Annotated in this window: 21 protein-coding genes; 7 read left to right on the top strand and 14 right to left on the bottom strand. The window is 37.5% G+C overall.

Annotated elements, in window-relative coordinates; genetic code table 11:
• Positions 1 to 115: 115 nt before the first annotated feature.
• Entirely contained in the window at positions 116 to 604 is a 489-nt protein-coding gene (locus tag LI951_RS13115) for a GNAT family N-acetyltransferase (protein WP_229442479.1), read from the bottom strand.
• Between the two features lie 102 nt (positions 605 to 706).
• On the opposite strand from LI951_RS13115, the gene LI951_RS13110 reads away from it, so the two are divergent.
• Positions 707 to 1,684, top strand: a complete 978-nt coding sequence (locus LI951_RS13110) for a diacylglycerol/lipid kinase family protein (RefSeq protein WP_229442478.1) — start codon at positions 707 to 709, stop codon at positions 1,682 to 1,684.
• Between the two features lie 101 nt (positions 1,685 to 1,785).
• Here LI951_RS13110 and LI951_RS13105 read toward each other — a convergent pair whose 3' ends face one another.
• Complete coding sequence (locus LI951_RS13105; RefSeq protein ID WP_229442477.1) at positions 1,786 to 4,395, bottom strand: ATP-dependent RecD-like DNA helicase; 2,610 nt, start codon at positions 4,393 to 4,395, stop codon at positions 1,786 to 1,788.
• Between the two features lie 29 nt (positions 4,396 to 4,424).
• Positions 4,425 to 5,051: a histidine phosphatase family protein gene (locus LI951_RS13100; protein WP_202067708.1), complete on the bottom strand. Its 627-nt coding sequence runs from the start codon at positions 5,049 to 5,051 to the stop codon at positions 4,425 to 4,427.
• Positions 5,052 to 5,255: 204 nt separating this feature from the next.
• On the opposite strand from LI951_RS13100, the gene LI951_RS13095 reads away from it, so the two are divergent.
• On the top strand, positions 5,256 to 5,672 hold the full coding sequence (locus LI951_RS13095) for a GNAT family N-acetyltransferase (protein ID WP_229442476.1): 417 nt from the start codon (positions 5,256 to 5,258) through the stop codon (positions 5,670 to 5,672).
• A 122-nt stretch (positions 5,673 to 5,794) separates the two neighbouring features.
• Here the strand turns inward: LI951_RS13095 and LI951_RS13090 are convergent, their stop codons facing one another.
• Positions 5,795 to 7,147 (bottom strand): dihydrolipoyl dehydrogenase family protein, encoded by a 1,353-nt coding sequence (locus LI951_RS13090; RefSeq protein WP_229442475.1) that lies wholly within the window; start codon positions 7,145 to 7,147, stop codon positions 5,795 to 5,797.
• A gap of 213 nt (positions 7,148 to 7,360) precedes the next feature.
• Between LI951_RS13090 and LI951_RS13085 the strand changes: the two genes are divergently transcribed.
• Both LI951_RS13085 and LI951_RS13080 read left to right on the top strand, forming a co-directional pair.
• A complete protein-coding gene (locus LI951_RS13085; protein ID WP_202067705.1) occupies positions 7,361 to 8,113 on the top strand; it encodes a DUF5067 domain-containing protein in 753 nt (250 codons plus the stop codon).
• A 44-nt stretch (positions 8,114 to 8,157) separates the two neighbouring features.
• On the top strand, positions 8,158 to 9,036 hold the full coding sequence (locus LI951_RS13080; RefSeq protein ID WP_202067704.1) for a hypothetical protein: 879 nt from the start codon (positions 8,158 to 8,160) through the stop codon (positions 9,034 to 9,036).
• A gap of 197 nt (positions 9,037 to 9,233) precedes the next feature.
• Here LI951_RS13080 and trmL read toward each other — a convergent pair whose 3' ends face one another.
• Both trmL and LI951_RS13070 read right to left on the bottom strand, forming a co-directional pair.
• Complete coding sequence (trmL, locus tag LI951_RS13075; RefSeq protein WP_229442474.1) at positions 9,234 to 9,740, bottom strand: tRNA (uridine(34)/cytosine(34)/5-carboxymethylaminomethyluridine(34)-2'-O)-methyltransferase TrmL; 507 nt, start codon at positions 9,738 to 9,740, stop codon at positions 9,234 to 9,236.
• A 234-nt stretch (positions 9,741 to 9,974) separates the two neighbouring features.
• Positions 9,975 to 10,820: a methyltransferase domain-containing protein gene (locus LI951_RS13070; RefSeq protein WP_229442473.1), complete on the bottom strand. Its 846-nt coding sequence runs from the start codon at positions 10,818 to 10,820 to the stop codon at positions 9,975 to 9,977.
• 227 nt (positions 10,821 to 11,047) lie between these two features.
• Between LI951_RS13070 and LI951_RS13065 the strand changes: the two genes are divergently transcribed.
• Entirely contained in the window at positions 11,048 to 11,677 is a 630-nt protein-coding gene (locus tag LI951_RS13065) for a copper homeostasis protein CutC (protein ID WP_202067701.1), read from the top strand.
• 413 nt (positions 11,678 to 12,090) lie between these two features.
• On the opposite strand, the gene mgtE is transcribed toward LI951_RS13065, so the two are convergent.
• From mgtE to LI951_RS13045, 4 genes are all read right to left on the bottom strand, one after another.
• Positions 12,091 to 13,452, bottom strand: a complete 1,362-nt coding sequence (gene mgtE, locus LI951_RS13060) for a magnesium transporter (protein ID WP_202067700.1) — start codon at positions 13,450 to 13,452, stop codon at positions 12,091 to 12,093.
• Positions 13,453 to 13,469: 17 nt separating this feature from the next.
• Complete coding sequence (locus LI951_RS13055; protein ID WP_229442472.1) at positions 13,470 to 14,363, bottom strand: RluA family pseudouridine synthase; 894 nt, start codon at positions 14,361 to 14,363, stop codon at positions 13,470 to 13,472.
• Positions 14,364 to 14,370: 7 nt separating this feature from the next.
• Positions 14,371 to 15,168, bottom strand: a complete 798-nt coding sequence (locus LI951_RS13050) for an NAD kinase (RefSeq protein WP_229442471.1) — start codon at positions 15,166 to 15,168, stop codon at positions 14,371 to 14,373.
• Positions 15,169 to 15,263: 95 nt separating this feature from the next.
• On the bottom strand, positions 15,264 to 15,920 hold the full coding sequence (locus tag LI951_RS13045; RefSeq protein WP_202067697.1) for a GTP pyrophosphokinase: 657 nt from the start codon (positions 15,918 to 15,920) through the stop codon (positions 15,264 to 15,266).
• A 176-nt stretch (positions 15,921 to 16,096) separates the two neighbouring features.
• On the opposite strand from LI951_RS13045, the gene LI951_RS13040 reads away from it, so the two are divergent.
• Positions 16,097 to 16,681: a CYTH domain-containing protein gene (locus LI951_RS13040; RefSeq protein ID WP_202067696.1), complete on the top strand. Its 585-nt coding sequence runs from the start codon at positions 16,097 to 16,099 to the stop codon at positions 16,679 to 16,681.
• A gap of 107 nt (positions 16,682 to 16,788) precedes the next feature.
• Positions 16,789 to 17,439: a DsbA family protein gene (locus LI951_RS13035; RefSeq protein WP_202067695.1), complete on the top strand. Its 651-nt coding sequence runs from the start codon at positions 16,789 to 16,791 to the stop codon at positions 17,437 to 17,439.
• Between the two features lie 152 nt (positions 17,440 to 17,591).
• Here the strand turns inward: LI951_RS13035 and pepF are convergent, their stop codons facing one another.
• The 4 genes from pepF to spxA all read right to left on the bottom strand — a co-directional run bounded on the left by pepF (position 17,592) and on the right by spxA (position 22,138).
• Positions 17,592 to 19,412 (bottom strand): oligoendopeptidase F, encoded by a 1,821-nt coding sequence (pepF, locus tag LI951_RS13030; RefSeq protein ID WP_202067694.1) that lies wholly within the window; start codon positions 19,410 to 19,412, stop codon positions 17,592 to 17,594.
• Between the two features lie 35 nt (positions 19,413 to 19,447).
• On the bottom strand, positions 19,448 to 20,632 hold the full coding sequence (locus tag LI951_RS13025) for a competence protein CoiA (protein ID WP_229442470.1): 1,185 nt from the start codon (positions 20,630 to 20,632) through the stop codon (positions 19,448 to 19,450).
• A 120-nt stretch (positions 20,633 to 20,752) separates the two neighbouring features.
• A complete protein-coding gene (locus LI951_RS13020; protein ID WP_229442469.1) occupies positions 20,753 to 21,403 on the bottom strand; it encodes an adaptor protein MecA in 651 nt (216 codons plus the stop codon).
• A 336-nt stretch (positions 21,404 to 21,739) separates the two neighbouring features.
• Entirely contained in the window at positions 21,740 to 22,138 is a 399-nt protein-coding gene (spxA, locus tag LI951_RS13015) for a transcriptional regulator SpxA (RefSeq protein ID WP_202067691.1), read from the bottom strand.
• Between the last annotated feature and the right edge of the window lie 468 nt (positions 22,139 to 22,606).

Raw genomic sequence — 22,606 nt, 5'->3', positions numbered from 1 at the left:
TCACAAAAAAGAGGAGGGAATTCAGCTGATAGTTCACCTGCAACTACATGTTCTTCCCATACTGCATTACGAATATTGATGGCTTCCTCTTCCTTTTATTTGCTATTCCTATCACTCATTTAATTATCTTATCTAATATCTCCGTATTCAGACCGTCCATCATCCCAAGAAAAACAGATTGAAAGCCGTTGTTTGTCAATAGTTTTCTTGAGGCATGGTTGTCGGGAGCAATCATGGCAGTCAGTTCTTTTAACGGAGAAGCCTCTGCCAAAGCCAGCAGCTGCTTCACTGCCTCCCTCCCATATCCCTGTCCCCAGTATTGAGGTAAAAACATATAACCAATTTCTGCTTTTTCTGTATTTCCTTCCTCACAAGTGACATGGACCCAACCTAAAAAGTCCTTCGTTTCACTATGAACTACTTTAAAAGAACCTAAATTTACCAGCCTTGAATTTCGGCTAAGTACTTTTTGGAAGTTCTTCATTGCTTCAGTTTTTGGAATAGCCCGCTCAGTAATTTGAGCCATTACTTTTTCATCCGAAACCAGTCGATAATAGTCTGAGAAATCATTTTCTGAGATTTTCATTAATTGTATATCAGGCACTTCTTCTCCTCCTTTCAGCTTTTCCCAGTATAACATTGAGCAACTTCTGCTTTCAATCTTTCACTAGTCTGCTATAATAAACTTTTGGGGAAGGAGGCAATTATGGAAAAGCATTTATATCTGATTATCAACACACATGCAGGCAGCGGAAACGGCCAAAAAGCTGCAGCAAAATTAAAAAAACAACTAAAACTATTTAATATAAAGCACAGCCTTTATTATACTGAATATGCAGGTCATGAAAAAATAATTGTACAGGAATTAGCCGAAAAGATTCTGATCCCATGGGAAGAGTCAATGAAAGAAAGCGGTGATAAGCCTTTTCCCCTGTTGGTTGTAATGGGCGGAGATGGAACACTTCACTGTACTGTAAACGCATTGTATGAGATCAATCCTGCCATCCCTATCGCCTATCTGCCTTGCGGTTCAGGCAATGATTTTGCCAGAGGGGCAGGAATTAACCGACAAATAGAAAAGGCACTCTCTCAATTATTACGGGCTGATCAGCCGCAAAAAATTCAGGTCATGAAATATTCAGAAAAAGTTCAAGATGAAAAAGGACTTGCAGTAAATAATATCGGAGTAGGTCTTGATGCGGCAATCGTTCAGGCAGCCAATGATTCTGCAACAAAACAAACATTGAATAAATTTAACATGGGATCTTTTTCCTATCTTTTTTCAATTCTAAAAGTTTTATTTACTCAAAAAGGCTTTCCGATTCTTATCGATATTAACGGCCAAACTCTGGAATACAGTAAAGCCTTTTTATGTACAGTAACTAACCATCCCTATTTTGGCGGAGGGGTGGCCATTGCACCAACTGCAGATCCCAAAAAACCAGTTCTTGATTTGGTATTAGTAGAACGAATTAACATTTTTAAAATCTTTTGGCTGATTTTTTTACTGATTCGTCAAAAGCATATGAATTCCAAGCACCTTCATCACTATCAGTCCAGCAAATTCAGAATTATTTCCACTGTACCGGAATATGTACATGCAGATGGCGAAATTTTAGGAAAACGAAACTTGGACATCACCTACTCTTTGGAAGAATTCCAATTTTGGTTTACAGATAACTGAAAAAGCTTCAGACCAGTAGATAACCTCGCTGATCTGAAGCTTTTTTATTTTTGCTTTTATTGTCTATATATTTCCCGGCATTCCATACTGGAAATTCCTTATTATTCAGTCAAAAAATCACTTGGTGTTACGCCATTCATTCCAATCATCGGATCAATAGTCTGGGCTGAAGCAAGATGAGGGGTCAGCAGCCACTCAATTTCTGTTTCTATTTTTTCGACTATTTCCTTCTCCGGTTCTGCAACATCAAACAACGAAATTGACTGGTCAGATTTTGGTTCTTCTCTCTTTTTACCAGTTTCTACAGTATATATTGCCGACTCTTCTTCAATTAAAACTGGCGCTTTTGAAGAAACAGCTTCTCTCTCAGAGCTTTCCTCAACTTCTGTAAACGGCGATTCTTTCATTAAACCTTCTTCATATGCTTCCAGTTGGGTTCTTAACGTTAGGGTCATTCCGCCCGCATCTAGAATACGTTGTTTCAGTGTCGTCATCCGACTTGCTGATTCTCGATTTACACACTCCTGAAAAGCATTGATTTCTCCTAAAAGAATCAAAATATCCTTACTTCGTGTAACCGCTGTATACAGAAGATTTCTCTGAAGCATTCGATTGTATTGGCGAACGATCGGCAAAATAACCATTTTAAACTCACTGCCCTGAGATTTATGAATGGAGCAGCAATAGGACAATGTAATCTTATTCCATTCATTTCGCTTATAGCTGACCTCTGTATTATCAAATTGGAGAACCAGCTCATCCACTTTATCATCAGACTCTTTTGCCGGAATAATTCCAACAACTTCTCCCATATCACCATTAAATACGTTTACTTCAGGTGAATTGACCAGATGCAAAACCTTATCACCGATTCGATAAACAGTGTCATTCCATGAGACTTCTTTTTTTGTTCCATCGTTTGGATTAAATATTTCCTGCATCATTTTATTCAATGCATCAATACCGGCAACCCCTCTATACATAGGTGCCAGCAGCTGAATATCCTGAGCAGTAAAACCTTTTAACTTCGCTTTGGTCACAATCTGCTTTACATACGTTTCAATGTGGTACGCATCACTGGCGAAAAACGAGCGATCCTTCTGGTTGATCGTGAAATCTGAAGGCAGTTTTCCCTGACGAATCTCGTGAGCAAGAGGAACAATACTTGACCCATCTCCCTGTCGATAAATTTCAGTCAGCTCAATGCTGGGTATTTCTTCGATCTGAAGCAGATCATGCAGCACTTGTCCCGGTCCTACAGAAGGGAGCTGGTCCTTATCACCGACTAAAATAACCTGCATATTTGTTGGGATTGCTTTGAACAGAGTGTTGGCAAGCCAGGTATCAACCATCGACATTTCATCGATGATCAGCAATCCTCCTTCCAATTCTTTGGCACTCATCGTTGGATTTTTTTCTCGCCCGGTCAATCCCAAAAGCCGATGAATCGTACTGGCATTCAAGCCGGTTGTTTCATTCATTCGCTTTGCAGCACGACCCGTAGGCGCTGCCAAATGGATAGGAAACATTTCCTGTGTATAGTCCTTTAAATCTAAAGAAATTCCATTTAGTTCCGCAAACAAAGATACAATCCCATTTATAACGGTCGTTTTCCCTGTTCCTGGTCCCCCGGTTAAAATAAACAGAGGGGATTTGATGGCTTCTTCAATTGCATTTTGCTGTGACTCGCCATAAAGGATTCCCTGCTGCTTTTCAATGATTCGTATATCTTTCTCTACTTCCTCCGGATCATAAAAGATCTCTTTTTTTCGTGACAGAAGACGCTGGATAGAAGTCCCAATCCCCCACTCAGAAAAATACAGACTGTTTTCAAACAGCTTCGTACCTTCCTGTTGAATCTTTCCTTCCTCCACCAGATGAATAATCTGATTTGCTGCCTGATCTGGAGAAATCTCTACTGGACGGCTGCCTTCCAACAATTGAATGCTATTATTCAATAACACTTCCGCCTCAACATATGTATCACCTGTACGAACAGAATGCTGAAAAACTTCATGAGTGATTGCGGCTCTAACCCGCTGATCTGAATCAGCTCGGATTCCAAGCTGCTCTGCCATATTATCCGCACGCTTAAACCCTATTCCCTCAATATCTTCTACCAGCTGATATGGATTTTCCTGAATGATAGAAAGTGTATCCTCTTTGTACGTCTGATAAATAGTAAAAGCCAGCTGACTCCCAAAACCATAACGGCTTAACCCGACAATCACCTGCTCCATTCCATGATTTAAACGGATGGTATCCAAAATTAATGCCCGCTTTTTTTCATTAAGCTGGGGAATTTCCTGAAGCAGATCAGGTTCCTCAATAATCCGGTCAATTGCTTCTTCTCCCAGCGTTTCAACAATTTTTTCGGCAGTTCTTTTTCCGATGCCCGGAAATTTATCACTGGACAGATAGGCCACTACCCCATTCGCAGAGGTCGGACGTTCCTGTCGATAACTATCTACTTGAAACTGACGACCATATCGGGGATGATCTGTAAAATGACCAAAGAAGCGGTATGGTTCTTCCTCCTGAATATCACCAAAACTTCCAGTTACAACAATTTCCTTTTCCAAAAAATCTGTATTTGTATCTGCAATGGAAACTAAAAGAACTTTATAAAAATTACTTGGATTTTGAAAAAAGATTGCTTCAATTTTCCCGGCAATAAATTGTTTTTCTGCTTCATCTGGAATAAGCTCCATCTGATTCACCACCTGTCTGTCTTGTTTTTTTATAAAAAGGAATCATCATTCCATAATGCAAGCTTAAATGGCCCCTGATGATGAGGCTCAGTTGTTTTTAGAATGGTCAGGCTGTTGTTATTTAACCCCCCCATATTTCTCAGTTCACTCATGTCTTTCCCGGCAAGATGTTGAATGCCGGCAGTCAGAGAAGCACCATGACCGACAAATAAATAGGGCCCTTCACCTGCTGCTATCGCCTGCTGTACCACTCCTGAAATACGTAAAATTGCTGATTCTATCGGTTCGCCTCCAAATATTTCCGGTTCATAGCGATCCAAATGATAACGCATATTGTCCATTTGATTAGCATATAACTTGCGCATTTCATGAATTGACTGTCCTTCCAGCTTGCCTAGTCCTAATTCCTTCAACTCATCTGTATAAATAATTTCTGCGGGTTTTAAGAGCTCGGAATTCAAACCTTCTGCAGTCTTCCGAGCTCTCAAAGAAGTACTTGAATATATTTTTTTAAAAGCTACTTTCTTTAAATGATTTCCTAATTTGCCAATTTCTTCATAACTCGATGGAAGTAGCGGCGAATCCCCTGTCATCCCTTGAAATCTCAATTCCTTATTCCATTCTGTTTTCCCATGACGGGTAAAATACAAATCCATAGCCTGTCTTCCTCCACATTCAATCATTTGCCCTTTTTAATCTTTTTCCAGTTTATCATTTTCACTGAAAAATATCTATGGAGGGTTATTTCATCTCAATTTTTAATCAGAAATTGCTGCGGTAATAAAAATGTTATTCCCACGGCTTTCTTATTTATTTTAAACTCTTTATACTGTTATATTGGATTGAAAGGAGGCAATATCATGATTGAATTTAAAGAAATAGATTTCAAAGAGAATGAAAGGAATATCATCGCTTTTTTGGATGCTCATCAAACTGAAGCAACAGGAGTTGAGCAAGCAATCCCAACTCATTTCTCTATAGGAGCCTATGATGGTACAAAATACATTGGTGGTATCACAGCGAATAATTGGATGAATACTACACATATTTCTCTTTTAGCAGTCGATAAGGAATATAGAAAGGATGGTTTGGGCTCTAACCTGCTTATTCAAGCCGAAAACTACGCAAAAAGTCAAAATGCTGAAATTATCACTATTCATATTCAGGATTATCAAGCCAGAACATTCTATGAAAAACACGGCTATCATATTTTTGGCGCACTGCCGGACTCACCGTTCAAGGGAACCACAAAATACTATCTGGCGAAACAACTCTAGGAAGCTTCATTTGCTTTTGCTGCACTAAAACAAACAGTCGGAAAAAGCGGTACTGATTATCAATAGTTAGATTGCTGATCGAACTACTTGTGTCAATACGACTTTTTTTTCCCGACTATTAATTAATATAAGTAGTTGATATCACTGGCGACTGTGGGATAAAGCATCATTTGCTTACTGATATCTGCTGCCGAAATTTTCTGATTAATGAGCAGTGTCATTAAGCTGATCAGTTGATCTGCTTCATTACTGAGGAGTGAAGCTCCAACCAATAATCCTGTTTTTTTGTTTACAACAATCCTTGCTTCAGCCAACAGTTCGTTCCTTTGCTTATAAGTAAACCAGCCGGATAAATCCAAATTTTGAGCCTTAAACTCTTCCTTCTCCTGCTCTTCCACTTCAGTTTTGCCAACCTGTGCCAGCTTAGGCGAAGTAAACAAAATAGTAGGAATTTGGGGATAATTAATTTTCTGCTCTTCATTTCCACTTATTAAAGACGCCAGATAGCTCCCTTCAAAGCTTGAAACAGGAGTCAGTTTGGGTTGTTTTTTTGCAAGACAGTCACCAAGAGCATAAATATTCGATACACTTGTTCGAAGAAATCCATCCACTTCAATTCCTCTTTTAGAATAAGCTACGCCGATCTCCTCCAAATTCATTTTTTCAACATTTGGGATTCTTCCGGTTGCACAAATAGCTTTTTCAACAATTAGTTCTTCACCAGATTCAAGCTTCACCCTCAATAATCCTTCTTCTTTTTTGATTTCAGTCACAGACTCGCTAAAATGAAAATGAATCCCATCCTGCACCATACGCTGGGTTAATTCAAAAACCTGCTGCTTATCAAACCCTTTCAACGGACGATCATTATGATGAATAATATGTACATCACTTCCACTCTTATGAGCAATATTAGCCAATTCAAAAGAAATATATCCGCCGCCAATAAAAAGTATTGTTTTAGGCAGATGAAACATTTCCAGAAAATCTGTACTTGTTTCCAGATACACCTTTCCGGGAATATCCAGAATTGCTGCATGCTGACCAGCTGCAAGAATAAAATAATCCGCTGTAAACCTCCTGTTCTCAACAACAATTGTATGTTGATCCTCAAAAACAGCTTTTCCTTCAATCACTTCGATTCCAGCATTTGTTAACCCTTCCTTTTGTTCCCTCGGTACGGCTGATGTAAATTCCTCTTTGAAAGCCATTAACTCCTCCCAAATAATTGGTGAAGGCTTCTGAGTTCCATGACCAGCCAGTTGTTTGACATTTTCCTGAACCTCTATTGCATGATACAAGATCTTTTTTGGATCACAGCCTCTGTTTGGACAAGTACCGCCCCATTTATCAACTTCTACAACTGCTGCCGATTTTCCTGCTGCTTTCAAATCATATGCAGCAGCCATACCTCCCGGTCCACTTCCAACAATAATTACATCAAAATCTCGCTTCATATCTAATCCTCTCTCCATTCTTATCACTTCCTTCATTATAACTAGGGAATAAAAATGTCTCGAACAAAATGATTTTTATCTCTCTGCTATGCTATTATTCTCATTTGTTTTCTGATAAACCAAAATAACTGATATTTACTTTCGTTATCAGCCTATGCTACTCTTAAAATATAGTTTGTTATTTTTAACAATTATGTAAATAGATAGTTGCAGTAAAGGAGAAAAGGAAGAATGAAAAAGAAAAATTGGGTATGTTTAGGGAGTTTTCTGTTATGCGGATTGCTCCTTGCAGGATGCAGCAGCATGGATACTTCGAAACTAGAAGAAAAAGTTGACAAAATATCAAAAAGTGTTGATAACTTACATGAGAGAATCGACGAATTAAGTGAAAATGGCGTTGACATCAGTAACACGGCAACTTCTTCAACCAAAGAAAAAAAATCAGCTGTTACCAGTGAAAGCACTGAACAAAGTAGCGATGAAACAAAAAAGGTTTCGGAACTCAAAAACAGCATCATAGACTACACCATTAAAAACGAAAAAATCAAATTCACAGTAACAAAAGTTGATTTTATTCAAAATATATCCTCACACTTGGATAAAGATGGTTTAGTAATAGTCTATTACACCATGGAAAATACAGGATCAGAAAATATAGAAACCAACATAGAGGCGTTAAATTATCTTTATGTTACAGAAGAAGATAAGAATACAGAAACACATCTTGATTGGGCAAATGAACTATATCGCTACAAGGAATACAAGGAGCTCTATAATAAAAGTACTTCTGCAGTCAAACCTGGCGGAAAAGTTGAATCAGCCATCTCCTTCTATATATTAGATAACAGCATGGATATAAATATCAAAGTCAGTACTGATCCGGAATTTAAAATGACCGGTGAGAATGCTGAAGCAGCTGAACTATTTACTGCAAAAACTGTTTCAAAAAGCTTTAAAGAGAATAAAGATATTAAACCAGAATAACCCCAGTGTTTATCAGAAAAATAAAAAAAGAAATGGAGTTTACCATGAAAAAAACAATGATTTTGGCAGCTATTTTAGCCTGCGGAACAATTCTTACCGGTTGCGGGAATTCGAATTCTTCAAAGCTAGAAGAAAAACTAACAAAACTTGAAAAAAATGTTGATACTTTAACTAAACGGATTGATGATCTTACAAATGAAGCGGCTGAGACTAATGAAGATGATGTGTTGGCAGGAAAAGTTAAAGTGCCTGATCCATACTTCAAAACTCAAGAACAGGTTGAAGCTGAATTTGATGCCATTGGACTGAAAGTAAAGTTTGTTAAAAAGAATTTTGATAGTGCAGCGACAACAAACAATACGAAAATCTATAAAGGAGATTGCTACCAGCTGGAAGATGGTTCAGGCGCAGACTATTTTGGTCGTGACGAAGTCGGCGATGATTATGGTTACTATGCGGATGAAGGAAGTACAATTATCGTTGGGTACTCTGATCATGATTTTGATGGTAGTAAAGACACCAAAAGCTCCAGTTCTACTGAAAAGACAAAAGAAAACTCCAGTTCTGAAACTAAAGAAAGTAAAACCCCTGCTAAATCATCAAGCAGTTCTGCTTCTGGCATTTCTGACAGTGATATTGAAGGAATAAAAACGTACAAAGATTATTTGGATATGTATTCAAATATTATCACAAACTATCTTTCCGAATATGAAAAAGTATTTAAAGATACTGTATTATATGATGAATCAGCTTTTGCCGATATGAAAAAAGAATACCAGGCGACACTTGATGAACAGAAAAAGCAATATGATGACTTAGGCACTAAAACATTAGTTGGTAAAGATAGTCTGGTCAGCTTCTTAAAAACTTACCGTGACAGCTTATCAGACTACATTGACCGCATGAAAGATGCACTAAATTAAGAATAAAAAAATAAATGCGAGACCGAAATTCACCTTTTCAGTCTTGCATCTATTGTATCAAGATAAGGCATAAATTTTCTGCTAAAAGAGGTCGGAGGGCAGATACGAAGAGCGCGTTTGGAACTTTATTCTGTCCCACTCTCATTATCACATTTCAGCTACCTCTGGATGTTAAAGCAAATTCATAATAAATACTTTTAATCCAGCTTATCATTCTCATAATGATGTTGTAATTCTAAATTTGGAAACGCCTGCTGACGCAACGCTTCATAGACCACCAATGCAGCAGTATTTGACAGATTCAAGGAGCGAACATGTTTATCATTCATAGGAATTCTCAGACACTTTTCCTCATTCTCTCTCATAAACTCTTCTGGCAGACCCGTTGTTTCTTTTCCAAACATAAAGAAGTGGTTCTGTCCATCTGCAAAATCTTTATCACTGTATACCTGATTGGCAAACTTCGTAATCAAGTGCAGCGGCTGATCTCCCACATAACTTAAAAAGCTTTCAAGATCGGCATGATACGTGATATCGACATCATGCCAGTAATCTAAACCAGCCCTTTTCAAGTGCTTGTCATCTGTAGAAAAACCTAACGGCTCTATGAGATGTAATGGACTGTTAGTAGCAGCACATGTCCGGGCAATGTTTCCCGTATTCGCTGGAATTTGAGGTTCAAATAAAACAATATGGTTTTTCATTTCCTAATTCCTTTCTATCTAAAAAAATACTGCTTTCATGTTATTTAAAAAATAAAAAAAACGTATCGGCTCGGTGTCAATCACTGCGAGTCGTTACGTTAGTGAAGAATCTTTTCACTAACTTTTATCAGAACAGGAACCTGATAAAAACCAATGAAAAAACAACTTGTATGTAATATAACACCAATATAGAAGCATTGCAATAGTTTTTCATAAAATAATCAAATGTAAGCGTTATCTAACTCTGCCAACTAACATCCGAAGGTCAATTGTGACTTTTTCAAGAGGATTTTGTTTAAGAACTTCTTTAATTTTTGGATCAGCCTGCCATTCCAACGGAGACATTTCCAACAGATCCAGACGTTTTTTTTGAGGTATCTCAAAAACCGAAGTGATTCTTTCATCGGCAACAACAGCCAAAGACTGTGAAAACTTCTCAATTACTTTTTCATTCGAATAGGACTGCTTAGCTTGATTGTTTGGAAAGAAAGCCTCTCTCAATTCTCTCAAATAACCCGTTTCCGGAACAATTTTCACTACGAGTCCATTGGGCTTTAAAACCCGTTGAAACTCGGCATAATGAGAAGGAGAAAAAATATTCAGCAGACAGTCAGCAGATTGGTCAGCAAATGGAAGATTGGTCAAATCAGCTGCACACCAAAAAGCCTCGATCGGCTGATTGCTTGCCAAATAAATACCATCCTTCGAAAGATCAAAACCTATCTTTGTACCAGACATCCCCAAATGGGTTAATTCTGTCAGAAAGCTGCCTTCTCCACAGCCGATATCAATGATATTCTCTTTTTCCTGTACAAAAGGAATCAATTTATCCAGCATCTTCCGGTACATACCGCTCTTTATCATAACTTGCCTGTGGCTGAACATTTCATGATTATACTCACTTTGATTATGGCTTTTCAAAAAATAGAGTGTGCCCTTTTTTGAAAGATCAAACTGATGATTTTCTTCACATTTTAATGTATAGCTCTCCTGAACAAATGACTTGTGACAGATCGGACAGCGAAACAGCTGTCTGTTTTCAGCCAAAAAAGCCTTTGCTTTATCAATTTTTTTCTGCATAAGCAGCTCCTTTATCTTCACATTCGTTTATCCTGCTTTATCTTACAATGAGAATCCCGCTTTGGCAACTGCAGAAATTGTGTTACAATTCGTATGGATAAAAATAATTAAAATGAAGGCTTCCTACACTTCATCTCATCCAGTCTTGCTCAGTATTCCTACTAGGAAAAGGGCTCGTTCATCTTGATTAGCAAAAGAATATAAACAGCAAAGGAGCAATATAAAAAATGATTAAAGAATTTTGTGCAGAAAACTTCACTGATATTCCAACAGCAATTAGAAACGGTGCCGGCAGAATAGAACTCTGCGACAATCTGGCTGTAGGCGGTACTACTCCAAGTACCGGTGTTATTGAAGAGGTACTCAATTATGCTGGAGAGCACTCTATACCTGTCATGACAATGATTCGACCGCGTGGCGGTGATTTTGTTTATAATGACATTGAATTAAAAATTATGCATACTGATTTAATCGAAGCAAAAAAAATCGGCACAGACGGCGTTGTATTTGGCTGTCTGACAGCTGAAAATCAGTTAGATGAAGAAGCACTTGAATTACTCATTGAAACATCAGAAGGGCTGCAAATTACCTTCCATATGGCTTTTGATTCCCTAAGTAAAGAAAATCAATTTAAAGCCATTGACTGGCTGGCCGAGCATGGGGTTCAAAGAATCTTAACTCACGGCGGACCTACAGGAACCCCAATCGAAGAAAATCTTCCTCATTTGAAAGAACTAATTGATTATGCAGGAGACAGAATCATCATTTTACCCGGTGGCGGAATCAACACTCAAAATATCCAACAGATAACAGACGCACTAAACATCAAAGAAGCACATGGAACAAAGATAGTTTGATGTGAATTTTAAATCTGTCATGTCTCCAAAAAAAGGGTCTCAGACATTGGTATGTCTCGGACCCTTAAAATCGAATAAACGGTGTTCCAAAAACAACACTTTCGATAATAAGCCGAAAGTGTTGAGAATTACTATTTTGTTAAAAAATAGATGTTTCCTCGTGAGACACTCGTCACAGTTTAAGTCATATAAGTGATGAACAATATCTACTTGATCATAGAAAATTTGTAGAGCACCAAGTAGGAAGCCGCATAAGAACGCCTTGCCTTGCATCTGCAATTACTCGATGCATACAGCAACTGTGACAAGTAACCACAGGAGTACCCTGAATTAAGATTGATATTCAGTTTACGTTGCCTCTGCCGTTACTCACCGCATGGAGAAGCTTTGTAACAGCCTCTTTTCTCATCTTTTCAAATAAAATAGTACATAAAAATACTGGCAATATTGAAATAAATCAGTACACTGGTTAAATCACTCAAGGTCGTAATGAAAGGTCCGCTTGCTACAGCAGGATCGAAGCCCAGCTTGTCCATCAGCATAGGAATCAGACTTCCTGCAAGATTTGCAACAGTAATTGCACAAAGCATCGCCATACCAATGACAAAACCAAGCGGGAAGTTTTGTTTCCAGACACCAACAACAATGAATATTGTCAAACCAGTAATCGCTCCGGTGACAAGCCCTGTCAGCACTTCACTCACAATTAGACGACCAAAGCTGCTGTCTTTCTCATCATTTACAGCCAGACGCCTTACCGCCACCGCCAAAGATTGAGTCCCTGCATTCCCTGCTGTTCCTGTGATTAATGAAATGAATACAGCCAAAATACTGGCTTCACTAACAAGCTCTTCATAATGACTGATTAATGTCGCTGTGGACATCCCAAGAAAAAGCAATGTGATCAGCCAAGGCAGTCTCTTTGAAGCTGCTTTAAATGGATTTTCACTGACTTGTTCAACGTCAACCCCAGCCAAACCGGAATAATCGCTGGCAGCTTCATCATCAATGACATCAATAATATCATCAACTGTGACAATACCAAGCAAGTGATCGTCATAATCAATAACCGGTAGTGCCAGAAAGTCATAGTCCCTAATAGTTTGGGCAACATCCTCCTGGTCATCTCCTACATGAACAGAAATTACCCGTTCATTCAAAATCTCACTAATTAGAGTATCATCTTCATTAATAATTAAATCACGTAGAGAAATTACTCCGACCAGACGGTTATCCTGATCCACTACATAAACATAGTAAATAGTTTCTGCAACATCTGCCTGTGTTTTCAGAACGTACATTGCAGATCGAACCGTTTGATTGGCAACAATTGATACATATTCAGTGGTCATTATTGAGCCGGCAGTATCATCTTCATAATGCAGCAGTTCCTTTATTTCACTGGCATCTTCTGTACTCATCAAACTTAGATATTTTGCTTTCTGACTTTTATCCAGCATGTTCAGCAGGTCAACTGCATTATCCGTATACATCTCTGAAAGCATTTCTGCTGCATAACCTGGACGCATCTCAGCAATATAATCTTTCATGTCCTCATTATCTTCTTCTATCACATCAAACATGTCTGCCAGTTCTTTTGGAGACAGATAATTGTATAGCTGTTTACGCTGCTTCGCTTCAAGAGATTGGTAGAACTGCCCCTGCTCATAGATATGAAGGGATAAAAACAACTCTCTAAATTCATTCATCTGCTCTTCTTCCAAGAAAGTAAGCAAATTATCAAATTGTTCCTCTATTTCCTGTCCTTCATTCATTCCTGCAACCTCCTGTTCTACCTTATTTCAATAATTCTTTTCATATCCTCCGCAACTGGAGAATCAATCCTCATTTTTTCCTGTGTAAATGGATGAATAAAACTCAACTGACTGCAATGAAGCGCCTGCCTTCTTATACCTAAATCCATGGAACCGCCGTACATTTCATCACCCAGCAGCGGACAGCCGATGCTTTCAAAATGAACACGGATTTGATGGGTTCTTCCAGTATGAAGCTGAATTTTTACATAAGCTGAATCTTTCAGCTTTTCAGCCAGCCAGTACTCTGTTTTAGCGTATTTACCATTCTCTGATACCATCCTTTTTAATAAAGAGGACGTATCTCTGCTGATCGGACCAATAATCTCTTCATGTTCAGCTAAAGAATGGACAGCTCCTCCTACAAGAGCATAATAAATCTTAATAACTTGCTTTTTGCGCAGCTGCTGATCAAGGAGCGCATGAGCAAAACCATGCTTGGCAAACAACATGACTCCCGAAGTATCCCGATCCAAACGGGTGACAATATGAACGATCTGATCCGAATACTTCATCCGCTTATAATAACCCTTCACCTGATTTGCCATGGTTTCACTTGTATGATATTGAGAAGGAATAGATGCTATTCCAGCTGGTTTATTTACTATTAAAAAATGTTCATCTTCAAATAGAATATCTAGTCTCCCCTCCGAAGGAAGCATTGTTTCATGCTCTCCTTCGTCTGGGATAACGATCTTCAGCTGATCACCGAACGAAAGCTTAAATAAAACATTTTCCACCCGATCATTCACAGTAATTCGTCCGCCTTGAAATTTTATTTTCGCCAGCAAACCTTTTGAAACACCCTGCTCTTTCAAAAAAGACTTAATTTGCCGAGACTCTTCCTTCTTGTAAACCCATTGAAATTCCATAAATTATCTAGTCCTCGCTAATAAATGCATCCTTGACTCTATTCCAAAAATGCGTATGCTTATAGGAAGCAAAATGTATCCGTTCATCAGCAATGCGATATTGGATGGTATCCACCTCTTCCTGATATATATCTAACTGATCTACAGTAATCATATAATCACCGCGTTCCTTCAAAACAATCGTCACCCATTCTTTACTGGCAATTACCATAGGGGAGCCCAATGTACGAAAAACCCGATTATTTAATGAAGCAATTTCTGCCAGCTGAAAGGCATTAATACTTGGATGAATCACAGCTCCGCCTACACTCTTGTTATAGGCAGTCGAACCTGTAGGTGTAGAAACTGATAACCCGTCGCCTCTAAATCGCTCAAACAGATCATCCTTAATATAGATATCCGCTACCATTGTTCGATTAGAACGTTTAATGGTGGACTCATTTAGTGCTAAAAAATGCTTATCAGGCTGATCATCTCTAAAGCTGATTTTTACATCCAATAAAGGATAGCTGATACTTTTTTCCTGAGACATCAGCAGACTCTCTACAAGCTCTTCCAGTTCATAATCGCGCCAGTCTGTATAAAATCCTAAATGTCCGGTATGGACACCAAGAAATCTCACACTGTTCAACAGGTGACTGAAACGGTGGAAAGCTGAGAGCAACGTACCATCCCCTCCGATGGAAATAACCAGTTGAGGTTCTTGATTCGTTACTTCAATATTTTCCCTCTTTAAAAGTACCAAAAGCTCTTCAGCAACCTTTTTTGATTTATCTTCATTATTATGAACGATCGCCACTTTCATGATCTGCCCCCCTTCCTCCTTAAATTAATACAGTTTCAAATTCTCTACTATGTATAGTTAAGAAGTATTTGAAAAATTTTTTTATAAATTCTTTTTTATGGCTGATCTTCTTTGTAATAGCTTCTTTTATTTTTTCCTCTGCCATGAGAAAATAGGTGTTGTGCTTCCTGAATTTCTTCCCGAATATCTGACATTTCTCCATCCAACTGATACGCAGCCTCTGCGGCGCGCTGCAGTCGGGCATTTAATTCTTCTGGAAAGACTCCCTGATACTTATAATTCAAGGAATGCTCAATCGTTGCCCAAAAATTCATTGCCAGCGTACGGATCTGAATTTCTGCTAAAATCCTTTTTTCTCCAGTCACAAGTTGAACAGGATAAACTATAACCAAATGATATGAACGATATCCGCTCTCTTTTTTATTCGTAATATAATCTCTTTCCTGTACAATTTCCAAATCTTTACGATTCCTAATAATTTCGACAACCTGATAAATATCCTCAACGAACTGACACATAATCCGCAGTCCGGCAATATCCTGCATCTCTTCTTCCAAACGATCCATCGGAATCTTTCGTAAGGAGGCTTTCATGAGAATACTGTCTACAGGTTTTACTCGACCTGTCACAAACTCGATGGGGGTATGTCTGTTAAGCTCATTAAATTGTTTGCGTATCCCACGCAACTTGACTTTCATCTCTCCAACAGCTTGTTCATATGGCGCAAGAAAAAGTTTCCAATCTTTCTCCATATCTCTCCCTCAATTCCCTTGAATTTGACCCAATGCCTATTTTACCATAGACCAATTAAAAATAGGATTTTTTATTCTATTATAAGGATTATCTAAAAAGTCAAATAGTTCAATCACTTTTCTTGACGAAACTATGGAAGTTGTGTGAAAATTAGTACGAAGAAGGTGAGTTTCGGATGAGTAAAGATTTAGAAATTGAATACAAAACATTGCTCTCAAAAGAAAACTTTTTCCGAACTGCTGAGTACTTCAAATTTAAGGAAACAGATTTTTTTATTCAGATGAATACCTATTTCGATACGTTCGACTTTCAACTGAAAGAAAGAGCTATTGGTTTAAGAATTCGTACATTGCCTGATAAAGCAGAGGTAACTCTGAAAATTCCTAATACCGTTGGCTTACTGGAGATTACAGATTCTCTGAGTTTTGAACAGGCGAATAAAATGATCCATGCTTTTAAACTTCCTAAAGAAAGTGAAGTATTTCAAAAACTGAAAGAACTAAACATTGATAGTCCATTGCAAGTTATTGGTGAATTAAAAACAAAAAGAGCACAGAAAAAACTTCCCCAAGGTTTGTTAGCTCTCGATGAAAGTTGGTACAATGATACCCATGATTTTGAACTTGAATTAGAGGTTGAGGATGCTGTTACTGGAAAAATAGCATTTAATGAATTGTTAGACACTCTGTCTATTGAAAAAATTAGCGGTCCTAACAAAATTCAAAGAATGATGCTTTCCGCTCCTTCGCACCTCCGGTAGTAAAATAATTGAGCAGATTAGTTTCTTTTATTCTGTTTTTTTGTTAAATTACAAGGATTAGTTCATGTTGCGGAGATTGTCAAAGTGTCGAATTGGAGGAAGTATGAATGATTGAAATTTATTTGTTCGTGAATCCATTAGGGAGTATTTGTCTAGATATTGAAAGAGAGATACTTACATTTGCTCAGGCGGAAAATAGGAAAATTCAATTACGTTTGATCCCTTTGGTGAACATGAAAACAATTGACTTTCTGCTTAAAGTACATGGAATACACCCTAGTGATATTAAAGGAAGAAATCAACTGTTTGAAACAACCTATTCTGCTGCATTAGATTTCAAAGCTGCACAGCTGCAGGGAAAAAAGAAAGGCCGTCATATTCTCCTGAATCTTCAAAGTATGATTACTGAAAGCGGAGTTGGCTATTCACCTGATTTAGCCGAAACCTTGATTGTTGATGCAGGCGGAGATTTAGAAATGTTTAAAAATGATCGTAAATCCAGTTTTGTTAAAGAGTCATTTCAAATAGATCAGCAAATTGCAAGAGAAATGGGAGTTACTCAGCATCCATCTACAGTTATTTATAATTATGCCTGTGATAGAGATTATGGTGTATTAGTGGAGGGAGACATATCCATTCAGCAAATCGAACGATTGTGTGAAACATCCGAAAAAAATTATCTTCATTTTCATGATTCGCTTGAGTTGGCAGACAATAACGAACAGTCCGTTCCAAAAGGACATTTACATTTACTTTAAAAGAAGGAAACAGCCGAATAAATTGCTGCTTCCTTCTTTTATTGTTCATAATCTTTATCCGAGCAGACCCTCTTCTCATTTTAAATCCAGAAGCAGCAATAACAAATTATCTTCGCTTCAGTCAACTGTTTTTCTACTCATTTGAATAAAATCTAGTTCTTTTCCAATGTCTCTATCAACTCTTCCAGTTCTGCCAGGCGTGATTCAAATACTTTCATCGCATCTTCTATATAAGCCGGTTTTGTCATATCAACACCTGCTTTTTTCATCACCTCAATCGGATAATCACTGCTTCCGGATTTTAAATAGCTCAAGTATTTTTCCAAAGCTTCAGGCTCCTGCTTAATAATCTTGTCTGCAAGTGCAGAAGCAGCGGAAAATCCTGTTGCATATTGATAAACATAGTAGTTATAGTAGAAATGCGGAATTCTAGACCACTCTGAAGCAATCTCTTTGTCCTCAGCGACTTCCGGTCCATAATATTTTTGATTCAATTCTGCATAGTTTTCATTTAAATATTCACTGGTCAAGGGTGTTCCCTTTGCATCCTCAACATGGATAAATTGTTCAAATTCAGCAAACTGAGTCTGACGGAAAATTGTTCCTTTGAAACCATCTAAATAGTGATTTAACACATAGGCCCTTACCCGAGGATCTGCCTCTGTTTCCAAAAGATATTCAGTCAAAATATTTTCATTCGTTGTTGATGCAATCTCTGCAAGGAAAATCGAATAATCTCCGTATACATAAGGCTGATTATTTCTTGTAAAGTAGCTGTGAACACTATGTCCCATCTCGTGAACCAGTGTATACAGCTGATCAAGGCTGTCATGCCAGTTTAACAAGATATATGGGTACGTATCATAAGCACCTGACGAATATGCTCCGCTGCGCTTTCCCTGATTTTCCACTACATCAATCCAGCGATTATCAAAGGCCTCGTTTACAACATTTAGGTACTCTTCTCCCAATGGAGCCAATGCTGTCACAGCTTTATCTTTTGCTTCTTCATAGGAATATCTTACAGGTGCATCACCCAATATTGGCGTATACATATCGTACATATGAAGCTCCTCAAGATTCAACAGCCGTTTTCTCAGGCTTACATAGCGATGCAATAATGGCAGGTTTTTATTGACTACTTCCAAAAGTGTTTCATAAACACTTTCCGGTATATGATTATTGCTTAGTGCTGCTTCTCTGGCAGAGCTGTAATTTCTGATTTTCGCTTTAAAATTATGTGTTTTTACGTGCGAAGACAAAGTGGATGCAAACGTATTGTTAAACTGTTCATAAACACTGTAAAGTCCTTTAAATGCTGCCTCTCTTACCTTTCTGGAAGTACTCTCCATTAGTTGACCGTAAACTCCATGACTTAATTGAACTTTTTCACCCTTTTCGTTTTCAATCACAGGGAATTTTAAATCAGCATTATTCAAAATGGAAAATGTATTGCTTGAAGCTCCAAAAATTTCACTTGCTCCAGCCAATAAAGCTTCCTTATCCTCAGTCAATACATGGGCGCGACTATCTAAAATATTCTCAATGAAGTGTTTGTATGATTTCAATTCAGGCATTTCTTCAAAATAACCCCATATTTCTTTATCAGTAAGTGAAAGTACTTCCGGCTCAAACCAAGCTACAGCTTCACCAACTTTTGAATATAATGTTGCAGCCCTTGAATATAACGCCTGCTGTTCTGAATTCGCAGTATCCTGATCGTTTTTTAAATGCGCGTACACATAGATCACTTCAATTTTTCTATAGACATCCAGCAGATATTCAATACCAGACAAAAACGCTTTGCTGCCATTTCCAAGCGTTCCTTTTATTTGTTCAGCTTTCGTTATTTCCTCTGAGAGCTGACTATATGCTTTTTCGAAAGCTTCGTCATCTTTAAAAATAGCAGTTAAGTCCCACGTTAATTCAGTTGCAAGTTCTTCTCTTTTTGGTAATTGTTTTGCATCGCTCATATACATTACTCCCTTCATTCATATTATCTATAGTATCATATTTTTAATGGAGTACCAGTCTTTATCACTCGACCAGTACCGAGCTTTTTAAAGGGTGTTTTTGATTTAACTGACAGACTATTTACATTTTCTGTTACAGTAAAAAAATCAGCAGAATAAGGTTCCTGCTTTAGCAAGTCAAAGGTCATTAGACTCTCAATCAAATAGCAAACATACCACTCTATCAAGTCACCTTTAAAAACCAGCGGAAAATCATAAAGGATATCTTGTTTAATGATAAGCTCATACACAGCTTTATAGATATCCAGTTTTGAAATTTTTTGTAGTTTTGCCTTCAGCAGATATTCCCAAATTCGATGACGAAGAATAAATGCAGGTGCTTTGAAAATAAATGTTTGATTGATCGTATAATAAAACCAGGGATGAAGCTCCAGCAAATGTAAGTACCTTTCATAGAAATATGCCTGTTCATTCATAATATTCCGGTCTTTTGCAATCAGCTTTCTAGTAATTGTCCGATAATTTTTACTCATTTCCAGTTTAAGCTGATATCTTCTATAATGAAGTAAAGGCGCTCCGAAATTCCCTTGCAATAGTTCACCTAAATTTCCATAAAAAAATGACCAGCTTCTACTTCCATAATAAAGGTGTTTTTCCGAATCCTCTTCCAAGTGGTAGTGAAAAGCCAGCTTCTCTTTTTTCCAGTCTGCAGACCATATATGGAAGCCCAGTTCTTTTGTATAGTTGCAAAATTGTTTTGTACTGTCCTTTAATCTCTCTGGATTCCACAGTTTGGTCCCGCAAATCCATATCGGCTGATAGCCATGCTTTATGTAAGTAAGTGTCCTTTTCAACATTTTTTCAGGTGCTAATATACTACACTGAATTTCCACTGCCAAGTGACCAATCAGTATATCAGGACGCTGCTTTAAGTCCGGCAGATAAACTTCAAGCTGGTAGTCTATTTTAGATCGAAGACACCATTCTGCCAACGTACGTTTCAGCCATAAATGTTCTTCGGTCTCCTGCTCTCCGGAATATACACACGACTGATTAGACAGATGAGCGAAATGTGGAATTCTTATTTTTCCTATTTTTAAACGAACATGCTGATAACAAATTGGACAGCTAAATACCGTTGCCTTCCAGCCATTTATCTTATCCCGGTCAGTCTGTATCAGCGTGACTAATTTTCCTGTATCAGTTTTTGCAGTCAGCATTATAATCACCTCTGAATATAATACGCAAAAAAATAAGTATCCATCTCCAGTTTCCAATTTTTTTATACAACAAAAAAACCGAATCAGTCGGTTATTAACTGATTCGGTCTGACAAGTTTGTTATTGAAAGTAGTATCTCGTTAATTCTATTGCATTACGTTCCATAATACAACTTCCGTATTCATTAAGAACTTCAGGAGTAACAGATGCTACCTGCCCAAATTCTAGTAATTTTGACCATTCATTCTCCATCTCGTGGACAGAAACTTCATCTAAAAAGAATATAACCTGTAAAAAATATTTTTCTTTATATTTATATAGGTTGGCAAGCATTGTCTTTGCATATATTTCATTAGCCAATTGAATCATTGCATCAAAACTGCTCAATTCAAGAACAAAACTTCGGACACTGTCATCAACCAGATCTTTTGTCTCATCCACATAGCTTGCTTCAAGTTGTTTTCTGATCATCTCACTTGCTTCATCAGAACTTAAGTCATTGAAGCTGCCAATATTAGGAACATCATCAACAGAAGCGTTCTTACTGATGAACAATTCTAGACCATCACTTTTAGGCAGGACCTGAAAAGTAACAGCTTCACTTCCCTGAAACTCATCCTCAATATCCACTTCTTCCAAAATACTGTAGAAAAAGTTTTCTACTTCCTTATGATTCCCCAACAAATCCAGGAAAGTAATCCCACGATCTGCCAAGTCTTCATTACCAATCAATACTCGAATTGTATTTTCATTAATATGTTCCATTTCCATCTGGTTCCACCTCGCTTTTTGCTCAAGTCAGGAAACTACTTCTAGGTTAATTGTATAGCAATCACCTCAAAAGTAAAGAGAAAAGTTCATTTATTTGAAAAATAAACACCAGACATTATAAATTTCATAATAAATAAAGTTACTGTTAACTCTGGAAAAAGTATTTGCCGACAAAAAAAAGAGTCCTACACAATTTAACAAGTAAATGTGAACAGAACTCTTTAAAACCTGCAGGAATAAACGGACAGAATCAGTAAGTATCCTGCATTATTTTATTTGTAACTATTTTGGGACTTTGTCCAAACTTCTCAATACCACAATAATTAACTTACAGTTTTATAAACCAGCCATCAATTGTGCCTGGCGTAACTCAAGTTGACGAACGTCTCTTGACAAAAAGCGTCTGATTTCATCTTCGTTAAAGCCAACCTGCAGTCTCTTGTCATCGATCATGATTGGTCGACGCAACAATCCTGGATTGTCTTTAACCAATTCTAATAAATCTTGCAGTGGAAGTTCATCAAGATCCATGTTTAACTTTTGGAAGACTTTAGAACGAGTAGAAATAATTTCTTCTGTTCCATTTTCTGTCATTCTTAAAATTGCTTTCAATTCAGAAATATCTAACGGTTCAGAAAAAATATTTCTTTCTTTAAAAAGAATTTCATGTTCTTGTAACCACGCACGAGCCTTTCGACATGAAGTACAACTTGGGGAAGTATACAGTGTCAACATTGCGCATCACTCCTCTTATGAGTTAGTTATTTTATTTAGAAAAGAAGTTATATTAGATTTCTCTTCCAAATACAGTATACCGAATTTCAAGTGGAAATACTAGAGGATTTTGAAGAAAAAAAATGTTTTTTGTAATTTTCTCTCTATTTATTTTACTAATAAAGTCAAATTAATACCTTTGAGTAATAACGTTATAACATTCCTTATCTTCCTGTAATAATTTTCACAACTATTACAGCTGAAAAAACTGTACTATTATCATCTTTTCAGAGACGAAAGAATTGATATGGGATTTAGTACCTGTCTAAAAACGCTAGTATGCCGATCGATTTAAAGCTAAGTTGGGCTTTTAATCCAAGAAATGTGCTGACAACTATCCAATAGTATTATATATGAGACTGCTGGATAGGAGACGAACAGTCGAAGAAGCGCAGGAGCAAGCTTTTAACCCCAAAATGAATTATTGCT

This window comes from Enterococcus sp. BWT-B8 (assembly GCF_020567625.1).
Lineage (GTDB): Bacteria > Bacillota > Bacilli > Lactobacillales > Enterococcaceae > Enterococcus_L.
Note: the sequence above shows the minus strand (reverse complement) of the source record. Positions and strands in the feature narration are given on the sequence as shown.